The sequence below is a fragment of the Variovorax sp. W1I1 genome (assembly GCF_030815625.1).
Taxonomy (GTDB): Bacteria; Pseudomonadota; Gammaproteobacteria; order Burkholderiales; family Burkholderiaceae_C; genus Variovorax; species Variovorax paradoxus_C.
Genome location: NZ_JAUSWZ010000001.1, coordinates 1,622,402 through 1,643,132, shown reverse-complemented (window position 1 = coordinate 1,643,132; position 20,731 = coordinate 1,622,402). Strand labels below are relative to the sequence as shown.

The 20,731-nt window shown below is 64.7% G+C and carries 21 protein-coding genes; 13 read left to right on the top strand and 8 right to left on the bottom strand.

The window, feature by feature from the left end:
* Window positions 1-35 precede the first annotated feature (35 nt).
* The 6 genes from rplT to QFZ83_RS07675 all read right to left on the bottom strand — a co-directional run bounded on the left by rplT (window position 36) and on the right by QFZ83_RS07675 (window position 5,694).
* Window positions 36-395 carry a 50S ribosomal protein L20 gene (rplT, locus tag QFZ83_RS07700; protein WP_007832499.1) on the bottom strand — a complete coding sequence of 120 codons (360 nt, stop codon included), beginning with the start codon at window positions 393-395 and terminating at the stop codon, window positions 36-38.
* A 24-nt stretch (window positions 396-419) separates the two neighbouring features.
* Window positions 420-623, bottom strand: coding sequence for a 50S ribosomal protein L35 (gene rpmI / locus QFZ83_RS07695; protein ID WP_007832497.1), 204 nt, complete (start codon window positions 621-623; stop codon window positions 420-422).
* A gap of 154 nt (window positions 624-777) precedes the next feature.
* Window positions 778-1,401 carry a translation initiation factor IF-3 gene (gene infC / locus QFZ83_RS07690; protein ID WP_080559403.1) on the bottom strand — a complete coding sequence of 208 codons (624 nt, stop codon included), beginning with the start codon at window positions 1,399-1,401 and terminating at the stop codon, window positions 778-780.
* Window positions 1,402-1,502: 101 nt separating this feature from the next.
* Window positions 1,503-3,410 (bottom strand): threonine--tRNA ligase, encoded by a 1,908-nt coding sequence (gene thrS, locus QFZ83_RS07685; protein ID WP_307504576.1) that lies wholly within the window; start codon window positions 3,408-3,410, stop codon window positions 1,503-1,505.
* 334 nt (window positions 3,411-3,744) lie between these two features.
* Complete coding sequence (gene aceA / locus QFZ83_RS07680) at window positions 3,745-5,064, bottom strand: isocitrate lyase (protein ID WP_307504573.1); 1,320 nt, start codon at window positions 5,062-5,064, stop codon at window positions 3,745-3,747.
* Window positions 5,065-5,280: 216 nt separating this feature from the next.
* Window positions 5,281-5,694 carry a gamma-glutamylcyclotransferase gene (locus QFZ83_RS07675; protein ID WP_307504570.1) on the bottom strand — a complete coding sequence of 138 codons (414 nt, stop codon included), beginning with the start codon at window positions 5,692-5,694 and terminating at the stop codon, window positions 5,281-5,283.
* A 39-nt stretch (window positions 5,695-5,733) separates the two neighbouring features.
* On the opposite strand from QFZ83_RS07675, the gene QFZ83_RS07670 reads away from it, so the two are divergent.
* Entirely contained in the window at window positions 5,734-6,657 is a 924-nt protein-coding gene (locus QFZ83_RS07670) for a DMT family transporter (RefSeq protein WP_307504567.1), read from the top strand.
* Window positions 6,658-6,812: 155 nt separating this feature from the next.
* Window positions 6,813-7,259: an SWIB/MDM2 domain-containing protein gene (locus tag QFZ83_RS07665; RefSeq protein ID WP_013542341.1), complete on the top strand. Its 447-nt coding sequence runs from the start codon at window positions 6,813-6,815 to the stop codon at window positions 7,257-7,259.
* 39 nt (window positions 7,260-7,298) lie between these two features.
* On the opposite strand, the gene QFZ83_RS07660 is transcribed toward QFZ83_RS07665, so the two are convergent.
* Complete coding sequence (locus tag QFZ83_RS07660) at window positions 7,299-8,078, bottom strand: helix-turn-helix domain-containing protein (protein ID WP_307504564.1); 780 nt, start codon at window positions 8,076-8,078, stop codon at window positions 7,299-7,301.
* A gap of 103 nt (window positions 8,079-8,181) precedes the next feature.
* Here QFZ83_RS07660 and QFZ83_RS07655 point away from each other — a divergent pair, with 103 nt between their 5' ends.
* Window positions 8,182-8,478 (top strand): hypothetical protein, encoded by a 297-nt coding sequence (locus QFZ83_RS07655; RefSeq protein WP_307504562.1) that lies wholly within the window; start codon window positions 8,182-8,184, stop codon window positions 8,476-8,478.
* Here QFZ83_RS07655 and QFZ83_RS07650 read toward each other — a convergent pair.
* Window positions 8,444-10,168, bottom strand: a complete 1,725-nt coding sequence (locus QFZ83_RS07650; protein WP_307504558.1) for a thiamine pyrophosphate-binding protein — start codon at window positions 10,166-10,168, stop codon at window positions 8,444-8,446. The genes QFZ83_RS07655 and QFZ83_RS07650 overlap by 35 nt on opposite strands.
* Window positions 10,169-10,261: 93 nt before the next feature.
* Here QFZ83_RS07650 and QFZ83_RS07645 point away from each other — a divergent pair, with 93 nt between their 5' ends.
* The 10 genes from QFZ83_RS07645 (at window position 10,262) to QFZ83_RS07600 (ending at window position 20,607) form a co-directional block, all read left to right on the top strand.
* Window positions 10,262-10,918, top strand: a complete 657-nt coding sequence (locus tag QFZ83_RS07645) for a TetR/AcrR family transcriptional regulator (protein WP_307504555.1) — start codon at window positions 10,262-10,264, stop codon at window positions 10,916-10,918.
* Window positions 10,919-11,065: 147 nt separating this feature from the next.
* Entirely contained in the window at window positions 11,066-12,061 is a 996-nt protein-coding gene (locus QFZ83_RS07640; RefSeq protein ID WP_307504552.1) for a tripartite tricarboxylate transporter substrate binding protein, read from the top strand.
* A 37-nt stretch (window positions 12,062-12,098) separates the two neighbouring features.
* Window positions 12,099-12,872, top strand: a complete 774-nt coding sequence (locus QFZ83_RS07635) for an ABC transporter permease (protein ID WP_307504550.1) — start codon at window positions 12,099-12,101, stop codon at window positions 12,870-12,872.
* A 40-nt stretch (window positions 12,873-12,912) separates the two neighbouring features.
* Entirely contained in the window at window positions 12,913-13,923 is a 1,011-nt protein-coding gene (locus QFZ83_RS07630; protein WP_307504548.1) for an ABC transporter substrate-binding protein, read from the top strand.
* Between the two features lie 41 nt (window positions 13,924-13,964).
* A complete protein-coding gene (locus QFZ83_RS07625; protein WP_153283118.1) occupies window positions 13,965-14,744 on the top strand; it encodes an ABC transporter ATP-binding protein in 780 nt (259 codons plus the stop codon).
* 9 nt (window positions 14,745-14,753) lie between these two features.
* The gene (locus QFZ83_RS07620) at window positions 14,754-16,184 is read left to right on the top strand and encodes an enolase C-terminal domain-like protein (RefSeq protein WP_307504544.1); all 1,431 of its coding nucleotides are present in this window, start codon (window positions 14,754-14,756) and stop codon (window positions 16,182-16,184) included.
* Between the two features lie 31 nt (window positions 16,185-16,215).
* Window positions 16,216-17,379: a Gfo/Idh/MocA family protein gene (locus QFZ83_RS07615; protein WP_206174280.1), complete on the top strand. Its 1,164-nt coding sequence runs from the start codon at window positions 16,216-16,218 to the stop codon at window positions 17,377-17,379.
* Window positions 17,380-17,392: 13 nt separating this feature from the next.
* A complete protein-coding gene (locus tag QFZ83_RS07610; RefSeq protein ID WP_307504541.1) occupies window positions 17,393-18,580 on the top strand; it encodes a dihydrodipicolinate synthase family protein in 1,188 nt (395 codons plus the stop codon).
* An 8-nt stretch (window positions 18,581-18,588) separates the two neighbouring features.
* A complete protein-coding gene (locus tag QFZ83_RS07605) occupies window positions 18,589-19,467 on the top strand; it encodes a sugar phosphate isomerase/epimerase (protein WP_307512653.1) in 879 nt (292 codons plus the stop codon).
* Window positions 19,468-19,515: 48 nt separating this feature from the next.
* Window positions 19,516-20,607, top strand: a complete 1,092-nt coding sequence (locus QFZ83_RS07600) for a DNA glycosylase AlkZ-like family protein (RefSeq protein WP_307504538.1) — start codon at window positions 19,516-19,518, stop codon at window positions 20,605-20,607.
* Window positions 20,608-20,731 lie beyond the last annotated feature (124 nt).

Sequence of the window (20,731 nt, the reverse complement as noted above, 5' to 3'; positions counted from 1 at the left end):
AAGCTGCCCGAAGGCAGCACCCCTGCTGTGCAGAATCAAGCAGCCAGCTTGGCCTTGACCTGCTCCACGATGCCGGCAAAAGCGGCCTTGTCGTGCACGGCGATGTCCGCAAGCATCTTGCGGTCGATCTCGATACCGGCCTTGCGGATGCCGTTGGCGAACTGGCTGTAGGTCAGGCCCAGTTCACGCGAGGCGGCGTTGATACGCGCGATCCACAACTGACGGAAAACGCGCTTCTTGGTACGGCGGTCACGGTAGGCGTATTGGCCTGCCTTCATCACCGCCTGTTTGGCGACGCGGAAGACATTGCCGCGGCGACCGCGGAAACCCTTGGCGAGTGCGAGAACTTTCTTGTGGCGGGCGCGAGCCGTTACACCACGTTTGACGCGAGGCATGTGTGTACTCCTTGTTCGTCTGAGTTAAATGCCACGGCCGGGCAGCATGGCGGCGACAGAAACCATGTTGGTCTCATGCACTGCGACTGCACCACGGAGGTGACGCTTGTTCTTGGTGGTCTTCTTCGTCAAGATGTGACGCTTGAAGGCTTGACCGCGCTTGACGGTGCCACCGGGACGAACGCGGAAACGTTTTTTCGCGCTGCTCTTGGTCTTCATTTTGGGCATGTGAATGCTCCTTTAGTTTGTGCTCGTGAGGCGCCATGGATGCTCCATGAACTTGTTGGCCCCGAGACACTTCTTTATCTCGCCCTTGCCTGCGCTTCTTTCAAAGCGCCGGCAACGGCGAAATCCCTTCAAAACCTCGTCTGCTGCAAACGCCTCAGGCGGTTGCCGTGGGCGCCGGTGCCGGCGCAGCGTCTGCTGCCGGCTTGGGAGCAGCGCCACCGGCCTTCTTGCGGCCCGGCGCGATCATCATGATCATCTGTCGGCCTTCCAGCTTCGGGAACTGCTCGACCATGATCGTGTCGCCCAGTTCATCGCGAATGCGCTGCAGGAGCGCCAGACCGAGTTCCTGGTGCGTGATCTCGCGGCCGCGGAAGCGCAGCGTGATCTTGCATTTGTCGCCCTCTTCAAGAAAGCGCTTGATATTGCGCATCTTGATGTTGTAGTCGCCATCGTCGGTACCGGGCCGGAACTTGATTTCCTTGACCTCGATGACCTTCTGCTTCGACTTCGCCTCGGCCGCTTTCTTCTGCTCGTGGTACTTGAACTTACCGTACTCGATCAGGCGGCATACCGGCGGGTTGGCCGCCGCGACGACCTCCACCAGATCCACATCGGCCTCGCCAGCAAGGCGCAGGGCCTCCGAGAGACTCATAACACCCATTGGCTCGTTTTCCGGGCCTACAAGGCGGACTTCCGGGGCCATGATTTCCCGGTTCAGGCGGTGTTGGCGTTCCTCGCGGTGGCGGCGGTCGCGAAATGCAGTAGCGATGGTCAGGATCCTTCAAAATTTGCTACAAAATCTGTAGCGAACGCCGGTCAGTCCTCGCGGACAAGCGGCACGATTTGGCTGAGAAACATATGGGGTGTTTCAGAGGCAAATCAACGCTTGTCGGCAACATCCTGAACGAGCCGTTGCACGAACGATTCGAGGGACATTGCTCCGAGGTCTTGATTGCCCCGGGCGCGCACTGCGACGGCACCTGCTTCCTTTTCCTTGTCGCCCACGACGAGGATGTAAGGGAGCTTTTGCAACGAATGCTTCCGTATTTTATACGTAATCTTCTCGTTGTGCAGGTCAAGCTGAACCCTAAGCCCTTGATTTTGCAGCGTTTTCGCAACTTGCGCAGCGTAGTCGGCCTGCCCTTCGCTGATATTGAGCACCGCCACCTGCACAGGAGCGAGCCATGCGGGCAGCGCGCCGGAGTGGTGTTCGATCAGCATGCCGATGAAGCGCTCCAGGCTGCCCACGATGGCGCGATGCAGCATCACGGGGTGCGCGCGGCCGCTCGATTCCGTCACGTATTCGCCGCCCAGGCGCTCGGCCGTGTTGAAGTCGACCTGCATCGTGCCGCACTGCCACTGGCGGCCGATGGCATCGCGCAGCGTGTATTCGATCTTCGGACCGTAGAAGGCGCCATCGCCCGGCGAGATGATGAAGTCGACGCCCGAGCGCCGCAGCGACTCCATCACCGCGTGCTCGGCCTTGTCCCACAGCTCGTCAGAACCGACACGGTTCTCCGGCCGCGTCGCGACCTTGTAGAGGATGTCCGTGAAGCCGAAGTCGGCGTAGACCTTCTGCAGTTGCTCCGTGTAGGCGATGCATTCGTCGAGGATCTGGTCTTCCGTGCAGAAGATGTGCCCGTCGTCCTGCGTGAAGCCGCGCACGCGCATGATCCCGTGCAGCGCGCCGCTGGGTTCATTGCGGTGGCACTGGCCGAATTCGCCGTAGCGCAGCGGCAGGTCGCGATAGCTGCGCAGGTCCGACTTGAAGATCAGCACGTGGCCCGGGCAGTTCATCGGCTTCAGCGCGTACTCGCGCTTTTCCGACTCCGTCGTGAACATGTTGTCGCGGTAGTTTTGCCAGTGGCCCGTTTTCTCCCACAGGCTCTTGTCGAGGATCTGCGGACCCTTCACTTCCCAGTAGCCCGTGTCGCGATAGATGCCGCGCATGTACTGTTCGACCGCCTGCCAGACCGCCCACCCCTTGGGATGCCAGAACACCACGCCCGGCGCCACTTCGTCGATGTGGAACAGGTCGAGCTCTTTGCCAAGCTTGCGGTGGTCGCGCTTTTCGGCTTCCTCGATGCGCTGGATGTATTGGTCGAGTTGCTTCTTGTCGGCCCAGGCCGTGCCGTAGATGCGCTGCAGCTGCTCGTTCTTGGCATCGCCGCGCCAGTAGGCACCGGCCAGCTTCGTGAGCTTGAAGACCTTCAGGAAGCGCGTGTTCGGCACGTGCGGGCCGCGGCACATGTCGACGTATTCCTGGTGGTAGTAGAGGCCCATTGCCTGCTCGTCGGGCATGTCCTCGACGAGGCGCAGCTTGTAGTCTTCGCCGCGCGACTTGAAGACCTCGATCACCTCGGCACGAGGCGTCATCTTCTTCACGACGTCGTAGTCCTGCGCAATCAGCTCGCGCATGCGCGCCTCGATGGCGGCCATGTCCTCAGGCGTGAACGGACGCTCATAGGAAATGTCGTAATAAAAACCCTCGTCGATCACCGGGCCGATCACCATCTTGGCCGTCGGATAGAGCTGCTTGACGGCATGCCCGACCAAATGGGCCGTCGAGTGGCGAATGATCTCCAGGCCCTCGTCGTCCTTGGGCGTGATGATCTGCAGCTTGGCGTCGTGGTCGATGATGTCGCTGGCATCGACGAGCCGGCCGTCGACCTTGCCGGCCACCGTCATCTTGGCGAGACCGGGGCCGATGGACTGGGCCACTTCGGCCACCGAAACCGGGCCTGGGAACTCGCGGCGCGAGTTGTCTGGGAGCGTGATCTGGATCATGTGAAACCTCGGGAGAAAAACAAAAAAGCGCGGTGGATGCCGCGCTTTGCTTGGTTGGGAGCTGGAAGAAAAACCAGCGAGCGCGGGCTACCGGCCCTTTCCTTCGATCGCTTCGAAGAAGAAAAAGCCGCTCGATCCTTGCGGAGTAGTTCGCGGTGTCATAACCAAGGTGCCTTTCTCGCTCTTGTTGAGTGCAGAGGCGGCGATTCTAACTTCTGCCCGCTCGACCCGTGAGCCCGCGTTCTCTCGTCCCCGCACCTTACCGGGTCGCCCGCAAAAAAGCCCGGCACACGGCCGGGCTTGAAAGTGACAGCGAAAAATCGGTGTCGGCAGATCAGTGGAACTGTTCTTCCTCGGTCGAGCCGGTCAGCGCGGTGACGCTGGACTTGCCGCCCTGGATCACAGTGGTCACTTCGTCGAAATAACCCGTGCCCACTTCCTGCTGGTGCGACACGAAGGTGTAGCCACGGTCGCGCGCTGCGAATTCGGGCTCCTGCACCTTCTCGACATAGGCCGACATGCCGCGGGCCACGTAGTCCTGCGCCAGGTCGAACATGTTGAACCACATCGAATGGATGCCGGCCAGCGTGATGAACTGGTACTTGTAGCCCATGGCGCCCAGTTCCTTCTGGAACTTGGCAATGGTGGCGTCGTCGAGGTTCTTCTTCCAGTTGAACGACGGCGAGCAGTTGTAGGCCAGCATCTTGCCCGGGTGCACCTTGTGCACGGCCTCGGCGAACTTGCGTGCGAACTCGAGGTCGGGCGTGCCAGTTTCGCACCACACCAAGTCGGCGTAGTAGGCGTAGGCAACGGCGCGGCTGATGGCTTGGTCCATGCCCTTCTTGGTCTTGTAGAAGCCCTCGGCGGTGCGCTCACCGGTCAGGAAGGGCTTGTCGTTCTCGTCGTAGTCGCTGGTGATGAGGTCGGCCGCTTCCGCATCGGTACGGGCAATCACGAGCGTCGGGGTGCCGCAAACGTCGGCTGCCATGCGCGCGGCGATCAGCTTCTGCACCGCTTCGGTCGTGGGAACGAGCACCTTGCCGCCCATGTGGCCGCACTTCTTGACCGACGCGAGCTGGTCTTCAAAGTGCACGCCGCCAGCGCCGGCCTTGATCATGGCCTTCATCAGTTCGAAGCCGTTGAGCACGCCGCCGAAGCCGGCTTCGGCGTCAGCCACGATAGGAGCGAAGTAGTCGGTGTAGCCCTTGTCGCCGGGGTTCACGTTCTTGGACCACTGGATTTCGTCGGCGCGGCGGAAAGTGTTGTTGATGCGCTCGACCACTTGGGGCACCGAATCCACCGGGTACAGCGACTGGTCGGGGTACATCGAGGCGTAGCTGTTGTTGTCGGCGGCGACTTGCCAGCCCGACAGGTAGATGGCCTTCACGCCGGCCTTGACCTGCTGCATCGCCTGACCGCCGGTGAGGGCGCCGAGGCAGTTGACGTAGGGCTCGTTGTTCACCAGGTCCCAGAGCTTCTCTGCGCCGCGGCGGGCCAGCGTGTGCTCGATGGGGAAGGAGCCGCGAAGGCGCACGACGTCGGCCGCGCTGTAGCCGCGCTTGACGCCCTTCCAGCGCGGATTGGTGGCCCAGTCTTTTTCGAGGGCGGCAATTTGTTGTTCGCGGCTCAGTTGTTCTGTGAGGGTCTGGGGCATGGTCACTCCGTGAGGTTGATTGAGGTTGAAAGCGGTTGGGCGCTGCGGCCTTGGGATCAACTGTACTTCGATCGCAGACTCTTATGTCTTATAGAAGACATATTTTTCACTCAACAAAATCAATAACTTACAAAGATATCCCTCAATGCGAAATTATTTTTCTCATATCGAGAAAAAATATTGCGCCGCAGCAGCCATGTATCCCACGATGTGCAATCAATCTCTCGGTGGTGAAAACGCCGGCGATTTCTGCGCGGCATGTGCAATCCAATCGCCGCCGCCGATCACCGCACGCCCTTCGATCCGCGAAGGATGGATCTCATAGACCAAGCAATCGAGCCACTGCGCGCCGACCGCAACGCGAACCCTGCGCTTGATGTATTCGCCCGAATTGTCCTCGGCCACTTCTTCCAGCAGATCGAGCGCCGCCTCGACCTCGGGCTCTACGCGATAGACCTCTCCTTTCACGAGTCCCGCACCGCCGAGCACGGCGCCTGGATAGGCGCCAAGGTCGTACAGCGTCCCGTCAATGCTCGCCTCGCCGACGAACACGGGCGAAGGCCGATAGCACGCGATGTCATTGCGCCCATGTCGACGCAGCGTGCCGTAGACAAAAACGTGGGGCATCATCGATCCGCTTTCTTCCGCAACAACAAAAACTTCAGTCTATTGAACTCCGCTGCCCCCGCGTCCGGCCGTCTCGTGGCCTACGGCTGCCTCGCCCTGAGCATGTCGCTCGTTGGCGCCTACGTTGCCCTTTCGAAACCTCTCGTTGCTGCCTTTCCGGTGTTGCTGCTTGCATGGCTGCGCTTCGGCATCGCCGCGCTGGCGATGCCCCACTGGCTCAAGCGCGGCGCGGACGAAGCTCCGATGACAGCGCGCACCCGCGGACTCGTCTTCCTCGAATCATTTCTCGGCAACTTCCTGTTTTCGATCTGCATGCTGTTCGGCGTGAGCATGACGAGCGCGGTGTCGGCGGGCGTGATCATGGCGTCGATCCCCGCGATGGTTGCGTTGGCGAGCTGGCTCTTTCTGCGCGAGCGCATCACGGTGCGCATCGGTCTGGCCATCGCGTGCGCCGCATTCGGCATCGGCCTGCTGGCGCTCAGCCCCGCGCATGCGCCGGCTTCGCCCGACGCAGCGAAGTCGTCGATGCCGTGGCTCGGCAACCTGCTGGTGTTCTGCGCGGTGCTCTGCGAGGCCGCGTATGTGGTGATCGGCAAGTCGCTCACCGGACGAGTCGGACCCAAGCGCATTGCGTCGCTCATCAACCTCTGGGGCTTCGTGCTCTCGACGCCCCTGGGTATCTGGTTCGCGCTGTCGTTCGATTTCGGCGCGGTGCACGGCGGCATGTGGGTGCTCCTCGTGGCCTACGCGCTCGCCGCGAGCATCTGGACGGTGTGGCTCTGGATGACGGGCCTGCGCCATGTTCCCGCTGCACAGGCCGGTGTTTTCGCAGTGCTGCTGCCCGTCAGTGCGGCCCTCGTGGGCGTGCTCGTGCTCGGCGAAAACCTCTCCGGGCCGCAGCTGATCGCATTCGCGCTTGCACTTGCAGGCGTGGTGCTCGCGACCTGGCCTGGGCGTCGAAGGTGAAAAGCGAGGCTTCTCTCCTCTGAAAAAACAACAACTCCCAATGAAAAAACCGTTTTTTCCCTTGGAAACGCGTTTTTTCTCCTTTAGCATCCGCATTGCCACTGGAGACGCAAGTTTTTCATTGGTGAATGTTCAACCAAAAAAGGAAATCAACCATGGCAACTGCAAAGAAGGCTCCGGCCAAGAAAGCTCCGGCAAAGAAGGCCGCTCCCGCAAAGAAGGCTGCTGCTCCTGCGAAGAAGGCTGCACCGGCGAAGAAGGCAGCTCCCGCAAAGAAGGCTGCTGCTCCTGCGAAGAAGGCCGCACCGGCGAAGAAGGCAGCTCCTGCAAAGAAGGCAGCTCCCGCCAAGAAGCGCACGCCCAACGCTGCGTTCATGAAGGCACTGACCCCCAGCCCGGCACTCGCCGCCGTGGTCGGCTCGACGCCTCTGCCGCGCACCGCTGTCGTGAGCAAGCTGTGGGACTACATCAAGAAGAACAACCTTCAAGACAAGGCCAACAAGCGCAACATCAACGCCGACGCCAAGCTGAAGGAAATCTTCGGCAAGTCGCAAGTGTCGATGTTCGAACTGGCTGCCCTGATCGGCAAGCACGTCAAGTAAGCGCTCAGGGGCCTCGCGCTCCTGAATCAAAAAGCCGGCTCATGCCGGCTTTTTTTTCGCCTGCGGCAAGGCCATCCCCTCTTCGAAAAAACGCGCCGGCGTGCAGCCGAAGTTCTTGCGGAAGGTCTCGATGAACGCGCTCACCGAGCTGTAGCCCACCGTCAACGCGACAGCCGTGACGGACGCGCCAAGGCTCAGCAGTTCGACGGCCTTCAGCAAGCGCGATTGCTGCCGCCATTGCGCGAAGCTCAATCCGGTCTCGACAGCGAAGCGACGCGTGAGCGTGCGGCGCGCCATGCCGATGCGATCGGCCCACTGGTCGATCGTGTCGGGCATCGCGGGATTGTTCGCCAGCGCAGTGGCCATCGCGGCCAGGCGTTTGTCCTGCGGCATCGGCAGATGCAGCGACGGCATCGCGCTCGCAGCAAGCTCGTCGAGCAGCACCCCGACAAGCCGCAGGCGACGCTGCTCTAAAACCGCCGACGATGCATCGAGCGACGTCAGCCGATCGACCACCGCCCGCATCAGCGGCGTCGTCGCAAACACATGCGGCCCGTCGGGCAGGCCTACTGCCATCGCCGCATCGATGTGCAGGCTCCAGCCCGCCGTCGCGCCGAAGCTCTGCGCCGCATGCGCGCAGCGCGGCGAAATCCAGCCGATCCATCCCGGCGGCTGCACCCAGCGCCCCGAGGGCGTCTCAATGACCTGAAGCCCCTCGCGCAAGGCGAACAACTGGCCGGTCTCGTGCGCGTGAAAGCCCGTGACGCGCGGCGCCTCGTACGCGTTGATCCAGAGCCTGACGGGCGCCTCAGCCGCCATGCCTGGCCCGCCGGAGGTATCGATTGGCCCCGCGCCGCAAGCCGCGAAGTGGCCTGCTGCCTAGCATCGAACTCATCTTCACAACGCCTTCAAAGGAACACACATGCAAGCCCAAGACGTATTGCCCGACGACCAAGACTTCGTCCTCAGGAATGGACTCCAGTTGCGCAAAGGATCGGTCGCCGCCTTCCTCGCCAACGCGCAGCTGCTGCAGGACCCCAACGCAACCGCCGAAGCGAAGCAAGCCGCCGAGCGCGACCTGATCGCGCTGCTGCCCGCGCTCGAAGCGCTCGGCCTGTTCGATGTGTTCGAGCTGCGCTCGCCCGCGCTGCGCGATGAGGTAGCCCGTCATCGCGCGGCGCTCATCAGTTCCGCGCCTGCTGCTGCGCCGCGCGCCTGATCGAGCCCAGCGTCCCGCGCGTGGTGATCACCTCGGGGTCCAGCGGAATCTCGATCAGCGTGCCCGTGTCGGCGGCCAGTGCGCGCAGCAGCGCGGCTTCGAATTGCGCGGTCTCCGTCACGCGCTCGGCCGCATAGCCGTAGGCGCGAGCGAGACCGCAGAAGTCGGGGTTGCGCAGCGCGGTGCCGCTGGTGCGCTCCGGATACTCGCGCTCCTGGTGCATGCGGATCGTGCCGAACATGCCGTTGTTGAGCAGCACGACGATGCTCTTGCCGCCATGCTGCGCAGCCGTCGCCAGTTCCTGCCCCGTCATCAGGAAATCGCCATCGCCCGCGATCGTGAAGGCCACGCGCCCCGTTGCGAGGTTCGCGGCGATGCCGGCCGGCACGCCGTATCCCATCGCGCCACTGGTCGGCGCCAGCTGCGTCTTGTGGCCCTTGGCGAGCCCGTGATAGCGGAAGTAGCGATGCACCCAGCTCGCGAAATTGCCGGCGCCGTTGGTGATGGCCGCATCCGGCGGCAGGTGCTTCTGCAGCAGCGCGACGACCGCCGCCATGTCGACCGGGCCGCGCGGCGTCTCGGCTGGCATGCCGGCCAGCGCCTGGGGCACGAGGTTGGCTTCGTAGTCCGCATGCGCCTGTTCGGTCCATTCCTCCCACGGCAAGGTCGGCGGCGCGCTCAGCACCTCGAGGCTGCGCGCCGCGGCGCTCATGCCGGCGTTGATCGCCAGATCGGCCTGGTAGACGCGGTTCAGCTCCTCGGCGCTCGCATGGATGTGCACCAGCACCTGCTTCGCCTTCGGCGCTTCGAGCAGCGTGTAGCCGCCCGTCGTCATCTCGCCGAGACGCGGGCCGATCGCGAGGATCAGGTCCGCATCCTTCACGCGTTGCGCGAGCTTCGGGTTGATCGCGATGCCGACATCGCCCGCGTACAGCGGATGGTGGTTGTCGAAGGTGTCCTGGTAGCGGAAGGCGTTCGCCACAGGCAGGCGCCAGTTTTCGGCAAAGCGCTGCAGCGCCTGCGCGGCCTGCGTGGTCCAGCCACCGCCGCCGGCAATCACCAGCGGCCGCTCGGACTTCAACAACAGTTGGCGCAAGGTCCGCAGCGCACCCGGATCGCTCCACGGCTGCACCGCCTCCACGCGCGGCAACGGCCGCGCCGAAGTCTCCGAACGCAGCATGTCCTCGGGCAGCACCAGCACGACCGGCCCCGGCCGCCCGTTCATCGCCGTGGCAAAGGCGCGCGCCACGTATTCGGGAATGCGGTCCGCATCGTCGATGCGCTCCACGCGCTTGGCGAAGCCCTTCGTGCTCGGCCCGAAGAAGCTGCCGTAGTCCACTTCCTGGAAAGCCTCGCGGTCGCGGAAGTCGCTGCCGACGTCGCCCACGAACAGCACCATCGGCGTCGAGTCCTGGAACGCGTTGTGCACGCCGATCGATGCGTTGGTGGCGCCCGGCCCGCGGGTGACGAAGCACACGCCCGGCCGCCCCGTCAGCTTGCCGTGCGCCTCGGCCATGAAGGCCGCGCCGCCCTCCTGCCGGTTCACGATGAAGCGCGCGCGGTCGCCATACGCATGAAAGCCGTCGAGCACGGCGAGGAAGCTTTCCCCCGGCACGCCGAATGCGATCTCCATGCCTTGCGCGATCAGGCACTCGACGATCAGGTGGCCTGCGGGTTGTGATGTACTCATGAGAAGTCGAACCTCAGCTGCAATGTCTCCGGCAATTATGTGCGTCTGCTCCTCATGCCTTGCGTTAATTCCCCAAATGGTTAAATTCGCGCCATGAAGGCACCGAAGGATTCCCCGATCGAGACGCTAGAGCCGCGCTCGCGCGATGCCGACCGCTCGCAGCTCGCCATCCTCGCCGCGGCCCGCGAGGAGTTCTCGCAGCTGGGCCTGGCGGGCGCGCGCATGGACAGCATCGCGACGCGCGCGGGCCTGAACAAGCGCCTCATCTACTACTACTTCGGCAGCAAGGACGACCTCTTCCTCGCGGTGCTCGAACGCACCTATGCCGACATCCGCGAAGCCGAGCAGCGGCTGCACCTGGACGAGATCGAGCCGGTCGAGGCGATCCGCCAGCTCGTGTCGTTCACCTGGCACTACTACCTCGAACACCCCGAGTTCATCACGCTGCTCAACAGCGAGAACCTGCACCGCGCCGCGCACCTGAAGCGTTCCGAGCGCATCCAGGAAATGAACTCGCCGCTGGTGCAACTGCTCGACGCGGTGCTGGAGCGCGGCCGCCGCGAGAACCTGTTCCACGCGGGCGTGGACCCGGTGCAGCTCTACATCTCGATCGCGTCTCTGTGCTACTTCTACCTCTCGAACAACCACACGCTCTCGGCCATATTCGGCCGTGACCTGCGTGCGCCCAAGGCGATGGCGCAACGCCTCTCGCACATGACCGACCTGGTCCTGGGCTACGTTCTGCGCTGAGCGCGGACGCTCCAAAACCTCCTCCGGGTATTCACTAGGCGGCGTCGGTTGACGCTGCGGCGTAGCCGTTCCTAAAATCGCTAATTCACTTATTGGTGAATTGAACCGATTCAAGACAGCGGCCCGACCGCGCGGAGACAAAGAACCATGAAGCGACTCGCACGCACCACCGCCACCCTCACCGCATTCGCCGCGCTCACCGGCCTGGCCGCACTGATGCCAGGTGTTGCATCCGCGCAGAACGGCTACCCGACCAAGCCGATCCGCGTGATCGTTCCCTTCGCGGCCGGCAGCACCACCGACATCATTGCTCGCGCCATCGCCGACAAGATGAGTCAGAGCATGGGCCAGACACTGGTCATCGACAACCGCGGCGGCGCGAGCGGCACCATCGGCCAGCAGGCCGTGGCCACGGCCGCGCCGGACGGCTACACGGTCATGATCCATTCGTCGTCGCACACGGTGAGCCCGTCGACCTTCGCCAAGCTGCCGTTCGACACGGTGGGCGACTTCGCCGGCATCACGCCGATCTCCTCGCTGCCCAACGCGCTGGTCATCTCGCCCACCAAGAACATCAAGACGCTGCCGCAACTGCTGGCCGCGGCACGCGCCAAGCCCGGCAGCATGAACTTCGCCTCGGCCGGCCAGGGCAGCGCCACACACCTGAACGCCGAGAAGTTCAAGATGGCCGCGAAGATCGACGCGACCAACATCCCCTTCAAGGGATCGGGCGAGGCCGTGACCGAGGTGCTCTCGGGCCGCGTCGACTACTACTTCTCGCCCATCGCCCCAGTGATCGGCCAGATCAAGGAAGGCCAGCTGCTCGCACTCGCCGTCGGTTCGCCCAAGCGCGCGGCGGCTCTCCCCGACGTGCCCACCACCACCGAGGCCGGCGTGCCCGGCTCCGAGTTCAACTTCTGGATCGGGATGATGGCGCCCGCCAAGACGCCGCGCGACATCGTCAACCGCCTGCACGACGAAGTGGCCAAGGCCCTCGCCACGCCCGAGGTGAAGGAGCGCTTCCTCAAGCTGGGCGCCGACGCCTGGACGCTCAAGCCCGAGCAGTTCGACGCCTACATCAAGGAAGAGATCGCAAGCAACGCGCAGCTCGTGAAGGCCGCGGGCCTGCAGGTCCAGCAGTAAAAGCCCGCCCGCGCCGAGAAAGACCCGAGTCGCCTCCATGCTCCGCAAGCTCCTGCTCTCCCCGGCCGTGCGGCCGTTCCTGCTGATCCTGTTGCTGCTGGTGCTGTGGGACCTCGTGATCCGGCTCTTCAAGATCCCGGCCTACCTGATCCCGCCGCCGTGGGAGGTGGTCAAGCAACTGGTTGCCGAATGGCCGCGCCTGCTCAGCGAAAGCTGGAAGACGACGCTCGCAACGCTCGGCGGCTTCGGCCTCACGATCGTCATCGGCATTCCGATCGCGATGGTCATCGCCTACTCGCGGCTGGTCGAGTCGTACGTGTATCCGCTGCTGGTGTTCTCGCAGAGCATTCCCAAGGTGGCGATCGCGCCGCTCTTCGTGGTGTGGTTCGGCTTCGGCATCCTGCCCAAGGTGATCAGCGCCTTCCTGCTGGGTTTCTTCCCGGTGGTGGTGTCCACGGTGATGGGTTTCAAGTCGGTCGAGCCCGACATGCTCGATCTCGCTCGTTCGATGGGCGCGAGCCGCCTGCAGACCTTCTTCAAGATCAGCCTGCCGCAGGCGCTGCCCGCGATCTTCAGTGGCCTGAAGGTGTCGGTCACGCTGGCCGTGGTCGGCGCGGTGGTCGGCGAATTCGTCGGCTCCAACTCGGGCATCGGCTACGTGCTGCAAGTGGCCAACGGCAACTTCGACCTGCCCTTGATGTTCGCCGCGCTGGCGGTTTTATCGAGCATCGGCGTGGTCCTTTTCGTCGCCGTCGATCTCGTCGAGCGCGTGATGATTCCGTGGCACGCATCGCAGCGCCACGCGAACTGAGTTCCTTCGCCATACCCATAAAACTCCCGGAGACAACGCCATGAAGAAACTGCTTCCCTCGATGCTCGCCGTCGCCGTCACGGCCCTCGCAACCTTCGCCATCGCACCCGCCCATGCCCAGGCTGAAAAGCCCAAGGACAAGGTCACGCTGATGCTCAACTGGTATCTCTACAGCGAGCACGCGCCCTTCTTCCTCGGCAAGGAAAAGGGCTTCTACGCCGAGGAAGGCATCGAGCTCGACATCCAGGAGGGCCGCGGCTCCGCCGTCACCGCGCAGGCGGTGGCCGCCAAGTCGGCGACCTTCGGCTACATCGACGTCACCACCATGATCAAGGCCGCCGCCAAGGGCGCGCCGCTCAAGTCGACCGGCGTGCTGTTCCAGGTGAGCCCGATGTCGGTCATGGGCTTCAGCGAGAAGAACATCAAGACGCCCAAGGACATCATCGGCAAGACCGTGGCGGTGACGCCCGGCGATTCGATGTCGCAGATGTGGCCGCTCTTCCTCAAGGTGAACGACATCAAGCCCGACCAGGTGAAGATCGTCTCGGGCGACGGCCAGACCAAGCTCAATGCGGTGACCAACGGCCAGGCCGACCTCCTGCTGGGCTACGTGATGGACCAGGCCATCAAGCTGCAGGACGCCACCGGCAAGCCCGTGACGCCGATCCGCTTCGCCGACTCGGGCGTGAACCAGATCAGCTCCGGAATCATCACCAACAAGAACCTGCTGACCGAGAATCCCGACCTGGTGAAGCGCTTCATGCGCGCCTCCACCAAGGCCGCCGAAGCCGCCGAGAAGAGCCCCGAGTCTGCGGTCGACGCGATGCTCAAGGCCAACCCGAAGGCCGGCGTGCGCGACACGCTGATCGTCGGCATGAAGCAGAGCGTGGCGCTCTATCACACGAAGGAAACGGCGAACCAACGGCCGTTCCGCGTGGCGATGAAGAACGTGAACGACTCGCTCGACCTGCTGGTGCAGTACGGCGGCATGGACGCATCGACGCGCGGCAAGCCTGAAGACTACGTGACGCTCGATTTCCTGCCGAACTGATCTTTCTTCCGCGCTCGCTGTTGTCACCTCTCACGCACTCCATGTCCCAAGTCAACCTGATCGAAGCGCGCGGCGTCTCGAAGACCTACCAGAGCAAGGACGGCCCGGTCGAATCGCTCAAGCCGCTGGACTTCGCCATCGAGGAAGGCGAGTTCGTCTCCGTCGTCGGCCCTTCGGGCTGCGGCAAGAGCACGCTGCTCAAGATGGTCGCGGGCCTGCTCCCCATCAGCGGCGGTGAACTCACCCTGGCCGGCAAGCCGATCAAGGGTCCGCAGAAGGACGTGGGCATCGTGTTCCAGAGCGCGGTGCTGCTGCCCTGGCGCAGCGTGGAAGACAACATCCTGCTGCAGGCCGAGATGCGCCACCTGCCCAAGGCGGCCTCGCAGGCCCGGGCGCGCGAGCTGATGGAGATGGCCGGCCTCAAGGGCTTCGAGGGCAAGTACCCGTGGCAGCTTTCGGGCGGCATGCAGCAACGCGCGTCGATCTGCCGTGCGCTGCTGCACGACCCCTCGGTGCTCTTGATGGACGAGCCCTTCGGCGCGCTCGACGCGATGACGCGCGAGAAGATGAACCTGGAGTTGCAGCGCATCTGGATGGCTTCGAAGAAGACGGTGATGCTCATCACCCACAGCATCCCCGAGGCGATCTTTCTGTCGGACCGTGTGATCGTGATGAGCGAGCGCCCCGGCTCGATCGCCGCCGTGTACGACATCGACCTGCCGCGCCCCCGCACGCTCGACATGATGGCCTCGCCCGAGTTCGGCCAGTACACGAAGCTGGTGCGCGCGCATTTCTTCTCGCAGGGCATCCTGGACCACTGAACGCGAGCCATGGACGCGCCCCGTTTCCACATCGAAGAGATTCGCTTCGCCGAGCGCGACGTCGCGCTCCGGCTGCCGTTTCGTTTCGGCGCCGCCACAGTCACCGCCTGCCCGCAGGTTTACGTGCGAACGCGCATCCGCTTCGAGAACGGCGGCACGGCCGAAGGCTGCGCGGCCGAGATGATGGTGCCTAAGTGGTTCGACAAGAACCCGGCCCTCAACAACGAACAGAATTTCGAGCAACTGCGCTTTGCGCTGCGCGATGCACGTGACGCCTACGTCGCAGAAGACGATGCGCAAACCGCGTGGACGCATTTCGCCTCGAACTACGCTGGACTGCAGGCCCGCGCAAAAGCCAAGGGCCTGCAGGCACTTGTGGCCAGCTACGGCCCCGCGCTGATCGACCGCGCGGTGATGGACGCGCTGTGCCTGCACACCGGAACGAGCTTCGCGACGGCCATGAGCGCCAACCTCTGCGGCATCGACATCGCAGGCAGCGGGCTCGCCGACGATCTCGCAGGCTTCGACATGCCGGCTTTCCTGGCCGGCCATTCGCCGCGCGCAAGCATCGCGGCACGCCACACCGTCGGCCTGGCAGATGCCATCGACGACAGCGACGCCCTCCCCGATGCGCCCGCCGACGGCCTGCCCACCACGCTCGCCGCTGCGGTGAAGCGCTACGGCCTCACGCATTTCAAGCTCAAGCTCTGCGGCAACACCACGCAAGACATCGACCGGCTCCAGCGCATCACCCGCGTGATCGACGGCCAAGCGCAGCTCGTGACACTCGACGGCAACGAGCAGTACGCCGACGCCGATGACTTCGCCGTCTTCCTCGACCGCATGCTGTCCACGCCCGTGCTGTGGAAGCTCGCACAGAAGACCGTCTTCGTCGAGCAACCGATCCGCCGCGATGCCGCCCTGGAACGCAGCGTGTCGGCGTTGGGCAAGCGCATCCCGCTGCTGATCGATGAATCCGACGCCACGCTCGACGCGTTCGTGCAGGCCCGCGCGCTGGGTTACACCGGCGTTTCGAGCAAGAGCTGCAAGGGCTTCTACAAGTCGGTCGTCAATGCGGCGCGCTGCGCGCACTGGAATGCGTCGGAACACAAGCAGCGCTATTTCCTCTCCGGCGAAGACCTCACCATGCAGGCCGGCATCGGCGTGCAGCAAGACCTCGCGCTCGTCGGCTGGCTCGGCCTCTCGCACGTCGAGCGCAACGGACACCACTACGTCAACGGCCTCGCGGCCGTGCCCGAGACGGAGCAGCAAGCCCTGCTGAAGCTGCACCCCGGCCTCTATGAAACCAGCGACGGCGCCACGCGCCTCGCCATCCGCGGCGGACAGCTCGACCTGTCCTCGCTCGCCACCGCGCCCGGCTTTGCCACCGGCAAGCCCGGCGCCGGCATCTCGTGGGACGCCATGCGTTCCGTCTACTGAAGCATCCTCTCGCATCCCAAGGAAGAAAACCATGGCCACCCAACGTCTAGGAATCATCATGCACGGCGTCACCGGCCGCATGGGCATGAACCAGCACCTGATCCGCTCCATCTGCGCGATCCGCGCGCAAGGCGGCGTCACGCTGTCGAATGGCGACAAGGTCATGCCCGACCCCATCCTCATCGGCCGCAACGCCGAGAAGATGGAAGCGCTCGCCAAGGCCCACAACATCGCGCGCTGGGGCACCGACCTCGACAAGGCGCTGGAGAACAAGGACGACACCATCTTCTTCGACGCCGGCACCACGCAGATGCGCCCCACGCTGCTGGCCAAGGCGATCCGTGCCGGCAAGCACGTTTACTGCGAGAAGCCGATCGCAACCAACCTGAACGAAGCCGTCGAAATCGCGCGCCTGGCCGAAGGCTCGGGCCTCAAGCACGGCGCGGTGCAGGACAAGCTGTTCCTGCCGGGTCTCCGCAAGCTCGACATGCTGCGCCGCGCCGGCTTCTTCGGCCGCATGCTCAGCGTGCGCCTGGAGTTCGGCTACTGGGTGTTCGAGGGCGACCTGCAGCCCATCCAGCGCCCGAGCTGGAACTACCGCAAGGAAGACGGCGGCGGGATGATCCTGGACATGATGTGCCACTGGCGCTACGTGCTGGACAACCTGTTCGGCGAGGTGAAGTCGGTGTCGTGCATCGGCGCCACGCACATCCCCAAGCGTTGGGACGAAGCCGGCAAGCCGTACGAAGCCACCGCCGACGACGCGGCCTACGCCACCTGCGAGCTGACCGGCCACAACGGCGAGCCGGTGATCGCGCAGATCAACATGAGCTGGGTCACGCGCGTACGCCGCGACGACTTGGTGACCTTCCATGTCGACGGCACCGACGGCTCGGCCGTAGCGGGCTTGTCGAGCTGCCGCGCCCAATCGCGCGTCGCCACGCCGCGCCCAGTGTGGAACCCCGACGAGAAGCAGATGATGAATTTCTTCGACCAGTGGCAGGAGATTCCGGATTCGCAGGTCTACGACAACGGTTTCAAGATCCAGTGGGAGCACTTCATTCGCCACGTGGTCGAGAACGAGCCCTACAAGTGGACGCTGCCCGAAGGCGCCAAGGGCGTGCAGCTGGTGGAAGCCGCGCTCGAATCGTGGAAGGACCGCCGCTGGGTCGATGTGCCTGCGCTGAAGGTCTGAGGAAGAAGCTGCCATGGCACTGTCGCTGACCCTCCCCACCGCGAGCGGCGCGCTCGCGCCCTACGCCCTCTGCGGCACCGCGCCCGTCAAGCCCGATGCGGGCGTGAAGTTCAACCGCATCGCCTACTCGGCCGCGCACGTCGTGGCCGATCCGCTCGCGGCCGTCGACCCGTGGCTGCAGGCGGCGGTCGATTGGGACACCACCATCGCCTACCGCCGCCACCTGTTCTCGCTGGGCCTCGGCGTGGCCGAGGCGATGGACACCGCGCAGCGCGGCATGGGCCTGGACTGGCCCACGTCGCTCGAACTGATCCGCCGCTCGCTCGATGCGGCGAAAGATGTTCCGGGCGCGCTCGTTGCCTCGGGTTGCGGCACCGACCACCTGAACATCGACGACGTGAAGAGCGTTGACGACGTGATCCGCGGCTACGAGGAGCAAATGGCCGCCATCGAGGCGCTCGGCGGCAAGCTGATCGTGATGGCCAGCCGCGCGCTCGCCCGCGTGGCGAAGAGCCCCGCCGACTACGAACGCGTGTACGACCGCATCCTGAGCCAGGCGAAGCAACCCGTCGTGCTGCATTGGCTGGGCGACATGTTCGACCCGGCACTCGCAGGCTACTGGGGCACAAAGGACGTCGATGCGGCGATGGACACCGCCGTGGGCATCATCGCGGCGCATCCGGAGAAGGTCGACGGCATCAAGATCTCGCTGCTCGACAAGGACAAGGAAATCGCGATGCGCCGCCGCCTGCCCAAGGGCGTGCGCATGTACACGGGCGACGACTTCAACTACGCCGAGCTGATCGCCGGCGACGGCTTCGGCGACGAGCCAACGCACGGCAAGAGCGATGCGCTGCTGGGCATCTTCGACGCCATCGCGCCGGCCGCGAGCGCTGCACTGGGCGCACTGGCCCAAGGCAACACCGAGAAGTTCCACGCGATCCTCGGCCCCACGGTATCGCTGTCGCGCCACATCTTTGCGGCGCCCACGCGCTTCTACAAGACCGGCGTGGTGTTCATGGCCTGGCTCAACGGTCACCAGAAGCACTTCACGATGGTGGGCGGCCAGCAAAGCACGCGCTCGTTGCCGCACTTTGCCGAACTGTTCCGTCTCGCGGATGCGGCGAACCTGCTGGAGCAACCGGAGTTGGCAGTGCGGCGCATGAAGACGCTGCTCGCCCTGCACGGCGTGGAAGGTTGAGCGAGCTCATGCGCGATTTCTCGCAGAACCACGACTGGCTGTCGATCAACACCGCGACCGTGCGCAAGCAATCGGGCGCCGAGGTGCCGCTGGACCGCATCATCGACCAGTGCGCCGAACGCGGCATCCGCGCGATCAGCCCCTGGCGCGACCAGGTCGCGGCCGTCGGTCTCGACAAGGTGGCGAAGCGGTTGAAGGCGCATGGCATCGGCCTCTCGGGCTACTGCCGCGGCGGCTTCTTCCCAGCGCCCGATGCGGCGGGCCTGAAGGCCGCGCTCAACGACAACCGCCGCGCCATCGACGAGGCGAAGACGCTCAATGCACCCTGCCTCGTGCTGGTCGTCGGCGCCCTCCCCGGCGCGCTCGACGGCAAGGCGGCGTACAAGGACATCGCCCGCGCCCGCAACGAGGTGCGCGACGGCATCGCCGCGTCACTGGAGTACGCCCGCGAAGTCGGCATGCCGCTCGCCATCGAGCCCTTGCACCCCATGCAAGCAGCCGACCGCGCCTGCATCAACACGCTCGAACACGCACTCGACCTCTGCGACGAACTCGACGCGGGCAAGAGCGGCATGCTCGGCGTGGCGCTCGACATCTACCACGTGTGGTGGGACCCGAAGCTGCAACAGCAGATCGCCCGCGCCGGCTGCGAGAGGCTGCTGGCCTACCACGTCTGCGACTGGCTCACGCCCACACGCGACCTGCTCTCCGATCGCGGGATGATGGGCGACGGCGTGGTCGAACTGAAGAAGATCCGCGGCTGGGTCGAGGACGCGGGCTTCGCAGGCTTCAGCGAAGTCGAGATCTTCTCGAACCTGGACTGGTGGCAGCGGCCCGGGGCCGAGACGCTCGACGTTTGCATCGAGCGACACCGCAGCGCGGTCTGACGCATTGCACCAAAGCGAAGTGCAGCCGCCTGTGCTGCAATTCGCTTCATGGCTGACCCGACCCTCGACGACCTGCGCCGCTACGCCGTCGCACGCACCCTCTTCAAACCGACCACGTTGCCCGGCGCGATCCGCCAGCTTGGCTTCGTGCAGGCCGACCCGATCCGCGCCCCGGCACGCGCGCAAGACCTGACTTTGCGCCACCGCGTGAAGGACTACCGCGCGGGCGATCTCGAAAGCCGCTACACGCGCCTCGCCATCGAGGAAGACTGCCTCGTGAACTACGGGTTCCTGCCGCGAGAGCACCTGGCGCTGATGCATCCGCGCGAAGCCAAACAAGCCTGGGACGCCGACACGCGGCGCAAGGCCGCCGACGTGCTCGCCTACGTGCGCGAGCACGGCCCGGTGCATCCGCGCCAGGTCGAGCAGCACTTCGCGCATGGCCGCGTCAAGAACTACTGGGGTGGCTCGAGCAATGCGACCACGCACCTGCTCGACGGCATGCATTACCGCGGCATGCTGCGCGTGGTGCGGCGCGACAGCGGCACACGCGTCTATGAAGCCGTGACGCACATGCCCGCCGACGACAGCCCCGCCGGCCGCGCGCAACGCGCCGCCGCGCTCATCGAACTGATCGTGCGCAAGTACGCGCCGCTGCCCGCTGCGAGCCTCACCTACCTCGTGCGCCTGCTCGGCTATGGTGCGCCGCATCTTTCTGCGCAGACACAGGCGGCGCTGCGCCTGGCACGCGAAGAACTCGCGAGTTGCCGCATCGACGGCACCACCTGGTACTGGCCCGCCGACGAGAACCCGGCCTCGAAGCGCCATGCGCCCGACGACGCGGTGCGCCTGCTCGCGCCCTTCGATCCGGTCGTGTGGGACCGCCGGCGCTTCGAGCTGCTGTGGGGCTGGACGTACAAGTTCGAGGCCTACACGCCCGCGCCGAAGCGCCAGTTCGGCTACTACGCGCTGCCGCTGCTGTGGCATGACCAGGTGATCGGCTGGGCCAACGTGACAGCACCCGAAGGCCGGCTGCAACCCGCCTTCGGCTACGCCGGCAAGAAGCCGCGCGATGCGGCGTTTCGCGCGGCGCTCGACGAAGAGTTGCAGCGCATGACGCTCTTCCTCTCGGGCCGATGATCCGCGTCGGCTTTCCCCAAAAGCCGCTTCTATAATTTCGCTCCTCAGCCAGCCGCCCGACAAGGGCCTGCCAGCTGTCTCCGAAGGAACGGAGACGGCAACCACCCCGGACCGACGCCACGCC

What these genes read in the sequence shown, in the direction of transcription:
- QFZ83_RS07615 (WP_206174280.1), top strand. Translation starts at nt 16,216, where the DNA reads ATGGCCACCCAACGTCTAGGAATCATCATGCACGGCGTCACCGGCCGC.
- QFZ83_RS07635 (WP_307504550.1), top strand. Translation starts at nt 12,099, where the DNA reads ATGCTCCGCAAGCTCCTGCTCTCCCCGGCCGTGCGGCCGTTCCTGCTG.
- QFZ83_RS07630 (WP_307504548.1), top strand. Translation starts at nt 12,913, where the DNA reads ATGAAGAAACTGCTTCCCTCGATGCTCGCCGTCGCCGTCACGGCCCTC.
- QFZ83_RS07610 (WP_307504541.1), top strand. Translation starts at nt 17,393, where the DNA reads ATGGCACTGTCGCTGACCCTCCCCACCGCGAGCGGCGCGCTCGCGCCC.
- QFZ83_RS07600 (WP_307504538.1), top strand. Translation starts at nt 19,516, where the DNA reads ATGGCTGACCCGACCCTCGACGACCTGCGCCGCTACGCCGTCGCACGC.
- aceA (WP_307504573.1), bottom strand. Translation starts at nt 5,064, where the DNA reads ATGCCCCAGACCCTCACAGAACAACTGAGCCGCGAACAACAAATTGCC.
- thrS (WP_307504576.1), bottom strand. Translation starts at nt 3,410, where the DNA reads ATGATCCAGATCACGCTCCCAGACAACTCGCGCCGCGAGTTCCCAGGC.
- QFZ83_RS07640 (WP_307504552.1), top strand. Translation starts at nt 11,066, where the DNA reads ATGAAGCGACTCGCACGCACCACCGCCACCCTCACCGCATTCGCCGCG.
- QFZ83_RS07665 (WP_013542341.1), top strand. Translation starts at nt 6,813, where the DNA reads ATGGCAACTGCAAAGAAGGCTCCGGCCAAGAAAGCTCCGGCAAAGAAG.
- rplT (WP_007832499.1), bottom strand. Translation starts at nt 395, where the DNA reads ATGCCTCGCGTCAAACGTGGTGTAACGGCTCGCGCCCGCCACAAGAAA.
- QFZ83_RS07650 (WP_307504558.1), bottom strand. Translation starts at nt 10,168, where the DNA reads ATGAGTACATCACAACCCGCAGGCCACCTGATCGTCGAGTGCCTGATC.
- QFZ83_RS07675 (WP_307504570.1), bottom strand. Translation starts at nt 5,694, where the DNA reads ATGATGCCCCACGTTTTTGTCTACGGCACGCTGCGTCGACATGGGCGC.
- QFZ83_RS07620 (WP_307504544.1), top strand. Translation starts at nt 14,754, where the DNA reads ATGGACGCGCCCCGTTTCCACATCGAAGAGATTCGCTTCGCCGAGCGC.
- QFZ83_RS07605 (WP_307512653.1), top strand. Translation starts at nt 18,589, where the DNA reads ATGCGCGATTTCTCGCAGAACCACGACTGGCTGTCGATCAACACCGCG.
- QFZ83_RS07625 (WP_153283118.1), top strand. Translation starts at nt 13,965, where the DNA reads ATGTCCCAAGTCAACCTGATCGAAGCGCGCGGCGTCTCGAAGACCTAC.
- QFZ83_RS07660 (WP_307504564.1), bottom strand. Translation starts at nt 8,078, where the DNA reads ATGGCGGCTGAGGCGCCCGTCAGGCTCTGGATCAACGCGTACGAGGCG.
- QFZ83_RS07645 (WP_307504555.1), top strand. Translation starts at nt 10,262, where the DNA reads ATGAAGGCACCGAAGGATTCCCCGATCGAGACGCTAGAGCCGCGCTCG.
- rpmI (WP_007832497.1), bottom strand. Translation starts at nt 623, where the DNA reads ATGCCCAAAATGAAGACCAAGAGCAGCGCGAAAAAACGTTTCCGCGTT.
- QFZ83_RS07655 (WP_307504562.1), top strand. Translation starts at nt 8,182, where the DNA reads ATGCAAGCCCAAGACGTATTGCCCGACGACCAAGACTTCGTCCTCAGG.